The 7,316-nt window shown below is 40.7% G+C and carries 4 protein-coding genes and 1 pseudogene; 2 read left to right on the top strand and 3 right to left on the bottom strand.

Features of this window, described 5'->3' with window-relative positions:
- Positions 1–275: 275 nt before the first annotated feature.
- From V7K89_RS31480 to V7K89_RS31470, 3 genes and pseudogenes are all read right to left on the bottom strand, one after another.
- Positions 276–2,054, bottom strand: a complete 1,779-nt coding sequence (locus V7K89_RS31480; RefSeq protein ID WP_335194385.1) for an asparagine synthetase B family protein — start codon at positions 2,052–2,054, stop codon at positions 276–278.
- Positions 2,055–2,108: 54 nt separating this feature from the next.
- Positions 2,109–2,799 (bottom strand): annotated as a pseudogene (locus V7K89_RS31475) (IS1 family transposase).
- Between the two features lie 46 nt (positions 2,800–2,845).
- Complete coding sequence (locus tag V7K89_RS31470) at positions 2,846–4,492, bottom strand: mechanosensitive ion channel family protein (RefSeq protein WP_335194383.1); 1,647 nt, start codon at positions 4,490–4,492, stop codon at positions 2,846–2,848.
- Positions 4,493–4,880: 388 nt separating this feature from the next.
- Here V7K89_RS31470 and ahcY point away from each other — a divergent pair, with 388 nt between their 5' ends.
- Complete coding sequence (gene ahcY / locus V7K89_RS31465) at positions 4,881–6,158, top strand: adenosylhomocysteinase (RefSeq protein ID WP_335194381.1); 1,278 nt, start codon at positions 4,881–4,883, stop codon at positions 6,156–6,158.
- Between the two features lie 198 nt (positions 6,159–6,356).
- Positions 6,357–7,013 (top strand): ankyrin repeat domain-containing protein, encoded by a 657-nt coding sequence (locus tag V7K89_RS31460; protein WP_335194379.1) that lies wholly within the window; start codon positions 6,357–6,359, stop codon positions 7,011–7,013.
- Positions 7,014–7,316: the final 303 nt, after the last annotated feature.

Below are 7,316 nucleotides of genomic sequence, written 5' to 3'. Positions count from 1 at the left end.
TCACAGGAGTAAGGTTTCATTCTACAGGCACTTAGACGTTGATATACTCCATCATCCCATACTGTATTGCACTCAAGCAGGAACTGCTATATAATAAGAGTCATTTGTCATTGGTATTAATGACTTCGATTTCTCTACGGCTTTTTATGAAAAGCCAGAGGATAAGTTAAGATGCAAAATTTCCATCAGTACTGAGTATTTTTTTAACTTATTACCCAGTATTGATAGTAAAGGCATAACCCAACTAGTCATGACCTATCCTTTTGTTGCTTTCACTACTGCGCTTGTTGATTTAGTTGTAACCAAATTTCTAAACTAGCAAGCAACCATAGCTTGACTCCATAACGACTCCAAGTATCTCCTTGATAGTTTAACCAATTACGAATTGGTAATTGGTTCAAGTAAGGAGTAATACATGCATTTTGATTGAGCAATAAATCTCTGGCTTCTTGCTGCCAATATTTCCGAAATCCTAACTGCACCGGTACCATCATGCCACTTTTGGGACGATGAATAATTTTGTCTGGTAAAATATCTGCGCTCGCCAAAGACGTACCGTAGGTAATCGCTTGCTTTAAAACTGCTTTTTCTTCTACTCCAGAAAGCTTATACTCTGGAGGTATTTCCATACTCAAGTCTACTATTCTTTGGTCAAACAGAGGAGAACGACCTTGCAAAAGAGCAGCTTGAGTCAAGTTACTGACTTTGGTCAGAATTTGGTCAGCGCCTTTAAATTTGATATTCATTGCCATCAAACGATTTAGATAGTTGGCTTGAGAATATAAATCTTCTGCAAAAACCCAAGGCGCTGTTTGTACTGCTGTCCAAACTTCTAGTTTTAAAAGTTGCTGTAAGTCAACAGCACACTTTTGAAAGGAAATTAAATAAGCTTGCAATACATCCTGATTGGTGACGGAGGCATATAAACTATTAATTAGCATCGGCTGATTTTTTGGGCCGCCAAAACAAGGGTCGCCACCTTCACCATTCAAAACTACTTCTACACTTTCTCTCGCCAGGCGTCCCAGTAACAGGTTGGGAACAGTCAATGGGTCGCCAATTGGGTCATCTAAATAAGCCATTGTTTCCGGCAGGTGTGACCACATATCCTGAAAAGTAATTTCTAAAATGTGGTGCTGCGTCTGACAATGGGATGCAACGAGACTGGAAAATTCTAACTCATTGGGACATTCCGAACCAAAATGAATTGAGAAAGTGTGGACTGGTGCTTTGTGGAATTTTGCGACTAAAGCAGTGATACTGCTAGAGTCCAAACCACCAGAAAGAAAAACGCCAACGGGTTCATTTGCTGGTGGTAAATATTCTTGAACAACTTGGTCTAGGAGTTCTCGCAAGCGATCGCCATGCCATGCTAAGGGTTGATTGATTGCTGTAATCTGTTCTTGAAGCTGCCAATAAGCTGTAACTTTGCAATCGGGAAATTCTAAAACGGTTCCAGGTCGCAGTTCCTGCACCTGTTCCCAAAGGGTTCGTTCTCCAGGAACAAAGGCACAACAAAGATAATCTCGCAACGCCACTAAATCTAAATCGGATGAACGATGGGGTGATAAAGTTCTCAGTTGAGGTGCAATCCAACGAACTGATCCAGTGGTAGTGTAATAGAGAGTACGAACACCGATGCGATCGCGAACCAATCTCAACACCTGTTTGTCTCTATCCCAAACCACTAGCGCAAACATCCCTACAAGTTGGCTAAGACATTCAAAACCCCATTGTTCCCAAAGATTGGCCACCAGTTGCAGAGAACTTCCTTGAAAGCTATCCGGTTCAATTCCCAATTTTTGCAGCAACTGCACTCGGTTAGTTAACCAAACATCACCAACAACAACAAATCGTCCTTTATAACTGATAGCTAATTTCTCCGTCGGAAATTCCGAAGTTGTGCGTGGTAAAATTACAGAAATTTTTTCATCTCGCCAAGCTATATCTTCATAATTTAGATTAATGTTTCCCCATGCTACACGCCAGGTTGGGTTAGTTTTGATGAATTCGATTTTAGGAGATTTACGATTTTTAAACGCATCAAATAGCATGGGAAAATTTCAACGCCTAATTCAGTAAGAGGTGTTGCATAAATGCGGGATGAATTAGATAAGCACGAGTATTTCCTTATACTTGAAATAATGAAGTAACAAGCGAATTGAGTATTTCAACATATCTACTGACTTAGAATAGCATAATGTTTTGCGATCTAAGCGTGCCAGATAATGACGCAAAGGTGTATTTTTACCTTCTACTCTGGTCATACACGTTTTACTGACGATATGATCTCCTAGCTGAATCAAGCTAGGGTAAACTTTACATCCATCGGTAACATAAAAATAGCACTACCAGCAGCCAACAATGTCCCACAAAGGTTTAAATGTTTCAGCACTGTGATCTCCTACAACCCAAACTAAAATTCCTTGACGGAAGTGATTGACTGCTGTCCATAACCAAATTTTGTTTTTTTTGAACTAATGAAAGTCCCTAATTCATCTAGTTCTCCTACTTCTGGAATCTCTTTAATTGGCGGTGCATCTAGCAGTTTTTCACCAATTTGTTTTAGCCAATAAATTACAGTGGTATTGTGAACACCTTTGGACGCTCAATCGCTCGCAATCCCTCACCATTAACGTATGCTTTTAAGCATTCTTGTTTTAGGTGATCTGAGTATCCTTTTGGTGGACTGTATACATATAGAAATTGATGACCACAGTTTACACAAATGTGGTTTTATTTACCTCTTCGTTTGCCATTTTTTTTGATCCCCGTAGACTTACAATATGGACAATGCACAGTATAATACCTCAATTCATTCCTCTATTATGCAACGCCCAAATTTCTAATTATCTTTGCCATTACTCGGAAAATTTAACAACTGATCGTCATTGACCCAAATTGCTTGTTGAGGTACAGAGATGGAAATTCCAGCCTCGTCTAGGGCAACTTTCAGGCGGCGGCGAAATTCCCGTGCGACATCCCATTGTTTGAGGGGCTGTGTTTTAATCCAGACACGAATAACCAAACCGCGATCGCCAAATTGATCTATTCCTAAAACTTGCGGCGGTTCCAAAATTTGACTCTGCCATTGCATTTCTTGATTCATCTTATCGGCAATAGTTGCAATCAACTTCAAAGCCTCTTCTGTATCGGCTTGGTAGGCGATGGGAATCGTTAAATCGGCTCGTGACCAACGACTAGAAAGATTGGCAACAACTTTAATTTCACCATTGGGAATTGTGATCAAGCGCCCTTCCGAATCCCGTAGTTGGGTCATCCGCAGATTCAGATTTTCTACTAAGCCTCCTACGTCTCCCACATTAATCACATCGCCTAAAGCATACTGGTCTTCTAAAATGATCAAAAAACCGTTAATCGCATCTTTAATTAAGTTTTGCGACGCCAAAGACAATGCAACACCAATTAAACTGGCACCCGCTAGTAAGGGAACGATATCTATCCCCAAGGATACCAGCGCTATCAAGAAACCTACTCCTACCCAGATCACAGTAGTGATACTTTTAGTTACACCAGAAAATGTGGAAACTCGCAGTTGCAGCCGTTCAGAACTTTCTGGGGTGAGGAAAGCACCACTGCTAATCAAAGTGGAGGCAAAGCGGTCAATTAAGGCGTAGGTCAAACGAATTGTGACATAGATACCCAGACATACGACACCTAATCGCAAAGGAAATTGGGCAGCTGTGAGAATTGCTACTTGAAAACCTCGTGTATAGGGAAATAGACCCAAAATAAAGAAGCTTCCACCTCCCCAAATTCCGGCTTGACCGAGCTCAAATAATCGTTTCTTGGCTTCTTGGAGATGTTGCTGTTGTCGTTGATTGAGTTGTGTTGTAATTGCTTGATCTGCTGGTTTTGGATAGTTGAAGAGTTCGCTTTGGGGTTGGGAGGCAATGGAGCGTTTTAAATCCTTTTGGGAACGGCGCTGCCAGCCATATAGCCCCAAACTGATAATTACCATTGCCACTCCGGTACCAGCAGCAATTTTACCTTGGTCAATTAGAGATGGAGTTTGTCTTTCTTGCTTTGCTTGTTGCAAGTCTTCTTGTAATGATTCGGCCACTTGATTTGCCGATGTCGATACATCTACCTGTCGCAGTGCAGCATCTTCAGAAGTAACAGTCATCAGATATTGACCGTTGACATAAATTACTGGTAATCCATTGGCTTCACGAACATCTACCTTGACTGGTGTTTTTGCTGGTGATTGAAAGTAATTTTGACCAATTTTCTGCAACTTCTTTTGAATATCTTCTGAACGCTCAGGAAAATTGGTTCTTGTTGCCGCTATTTGAAATAACTGACGACCATCTAAATAAATCCAGCCCGAAACAACTCTGTTATCTGAATCATTACTCACACTGCTAGGAGCTTGCAGTTGCGGTAAAAAAGGAATCTGGGCTGTGGCTTTTGGCACAGATACAACGCCTATGGCCATTGAACTAACAATCGCCAAAAATTGAAAGCGCACTCAAACACCTCCTTGAGTAAAATCTACTGGTGATTACTTCTATAACTATCCTCCGTAATAACTTTGGGTAGATGTACCTATCTAAAGTTGAGGTTTTCCCTTTAAACGATGAAATTTTCCTGTTTTTTTGTTCTCTATCTTTAGAAAGATGACAATGTACTAAAAATCAGCATGTATGGCTGAGAAGAATCTTACTCTTACCAAAGATAAAACAAAAAGGAAGAAGCTGGGGAGGAAGTTGACATTCTGCCGATCAAACGTCAAGCTAGTCCTGAAGACTATTGACTAATAATTTGCTTTCATACAAGCAAAAATTGCCAGTAGTAGAATAACCTAGTAGAGTGCGTAAACTTTACGTAGCTTTTTTAATTTTTTGAGGTAACTTTTGATGACCGCAACTTCTCCCCGATTAAAGCACGAGGTTAAAGACCTCGGCCTAGCTGCCTTGGGAAGACAGCGCATTGAATGGGCTGGACGCGAAATGCCCGTTTTGCGGCAAATCCGCGATCGCTTTGCTATCGAAAAGCCCTTCGCTGGTTTACGCCTTGTAGCTTGTGCCCACATTACAACAGAAACAGCACATTTGGCGATCGCTTTGAAAGCCGGTGGTGCAGATGCGCTTTTAATTGCTAGCAATCCCCTATCAACCCAAGATGACGTAGCTGCTAGCCTCGTCGCCGATCATGAAATTCCCGTCTTTGCTCAAAAAGGCGAAGATAATGCAACTTATAACCGCCACGTCCAAATAGCTTTAGATCATCGCCCCAATGTCATTATTGATGACGGTAGCGATGTAGTTGCAACTTTGGTACAAGAACGCCAACACCAAATTGCTGATTTGATAGGCACCACCGAAGAAACCACCACCGGCATTGTGCGTTTACGCGCCATGTTTAGAGAAGGCGTTCTCACCTTCCCCGCAGTCAACGTCAACGATGCTGACACCAAGCACTTCTTTGATAATCGCTATGGTACTGGGCAATCAACCCTAGATGGTATTATCCGCGCCACAAATATTTTGTTGGCTGGAAAGAACGTTGTTGTTGTCGGTTATGGCTGGTGTGGTAAAGGTACAGCCCTCCGCGCCCGTGGGATGGGTGCTAACGTCATCGTCACCGAAGTCGACCCCATCAAGGCAATTGAAGCCATAATGGATGGCTTCCGCGTCCTGCCAATGGCTGAAGCTGCACCCCAAGGTGATATTTTTGTCACTGTGACTGGTAACAAGCACGTCGTTCGTGGTGAACACTTCGATGTCATGAAAGATGGTGCGATCGTTTGTAACTCTGGTCACTTTGACTTGGAACTTGATTTGAAATACTTAGCTGCACAAGCTAAGGAAATCAAAGAAGTTCGTCCTTTCACTGAAGAGTACAAGTTGAAAAATGGTAAATCAATTGTCGTTCTTGGACAAGGACGCTTGATTAACCTAGCTGCGGCTGAAGGACACCCCAGCGCAGTAATGGATATGAGTTTTGCGAACCAAGCTTTGGCTTGTGAATTCCTGGTGAAGAATAAGGGTAAGTTGGAACCAGGTTTGCACTCAATTCCGGTTGAAGTCGATCAAGAAATTGCTCGATTGAAGTTGCAGGCTATTGGTATTACGATTGATAGCCTAACTCCTGAGCAAATTGAGTACATCAATTCTTGGACTTCAGGAACTTGATACATTAATTAATTGATTTTTTGGGGATAGGTTTTGGGCTTATCCCTTTTTTTTGAGTTTTGCGCAAATACGTGATGAATCGCGTCTTTACAGATAGTCTATTTGTCGCATTTTTTTCAAATTAGTATTACTTAAAAAATTAGTTAAGATAAAATTTAAATTATTAGACCTCTTACATAAATCACAAAATTAAAGAGATTGGATATTGAAGCCACTGATGATTTTGGTAACACTGCGTTAATAATCGCAGCAGAGTATGGTGCTACTGATTGCGTCAGAATTTTACTAGAAGCTGGCGCAAACCCTAGCAGAATCAATAATTGCGATGATAAAGCCATTAAGATAGCGACAAAGAAGGAAATTGTCAAAATGTTAGTTGCAGCTGGTGAAGATGTGAGCGATATTAACAATGATATGCGGCGATCGCTCACCGTAATTGCCAACAGCAAATTCTCACTATCAGAATTATCACCAGAGCAATATTTTGCTGGCAAACATTCGCGTTTTGGCAAAACTAATCCAGAATTGATGAAAATACCTTTTTGGCAGGTAATGATTTATGAAGGTTGTTCTGCTTATGACGCCCAAAATACTTTTAAAGATAAAGAAAATCGGCAATATAAAGTATGGTGCTATGACCGATTTGGCAGAACCATTACACAATTCCCAGATGGCAGAATTGTAGAAATCGCTGGTGAACATGAAGACTACTATGATTCTAATTTTTGTATATATAACGATGTTGTAGTTTATCAAGGTGATGGTAGTTTTCAGATTTTTGGTTATCCCCAAGATGTTTTTGAGCCAACTGATTTTTATTCAGCTACATTAGTTGGAGAATATATATATCATTGATAGTTTAGGATATTATGGTACAATAATCTATAATGAAACACCAGTTTATAGATTAGATATTCATACATTTGAAATCTAAAAAGTAAAAATAACTGGTGAGAAGCTAGGATGGATTAATGATCACAAAGCTTACTACAAAGAGCCAGGTAAAATTTATATTACTGGCAGTAAATTGTGTGTAATTGGTAATAAAAAATCAGAAAAATATATAGATATAGCAACCGCCAGGTTGGTTAGGACACTAAACTCAGAACATACTCCATTGCCGCTCGCAAGGTAGGGAAGTACTCCAGTTGCTTGCGG

The organism is Nostoc sp., assembly GCF_036917515.1.
In the GTDB taxonomy this organism is placed as follows: domain Bacteria; phylum Cyanobacteriota; class Cyanobacteriia; order Cyanobacteriales; family Nostocaceae; genus Nostoc.
Note: the sequence above shows the minus strand (reverse complement) of the source record. Positions and strands in the feature narration are given on the sequence as shown.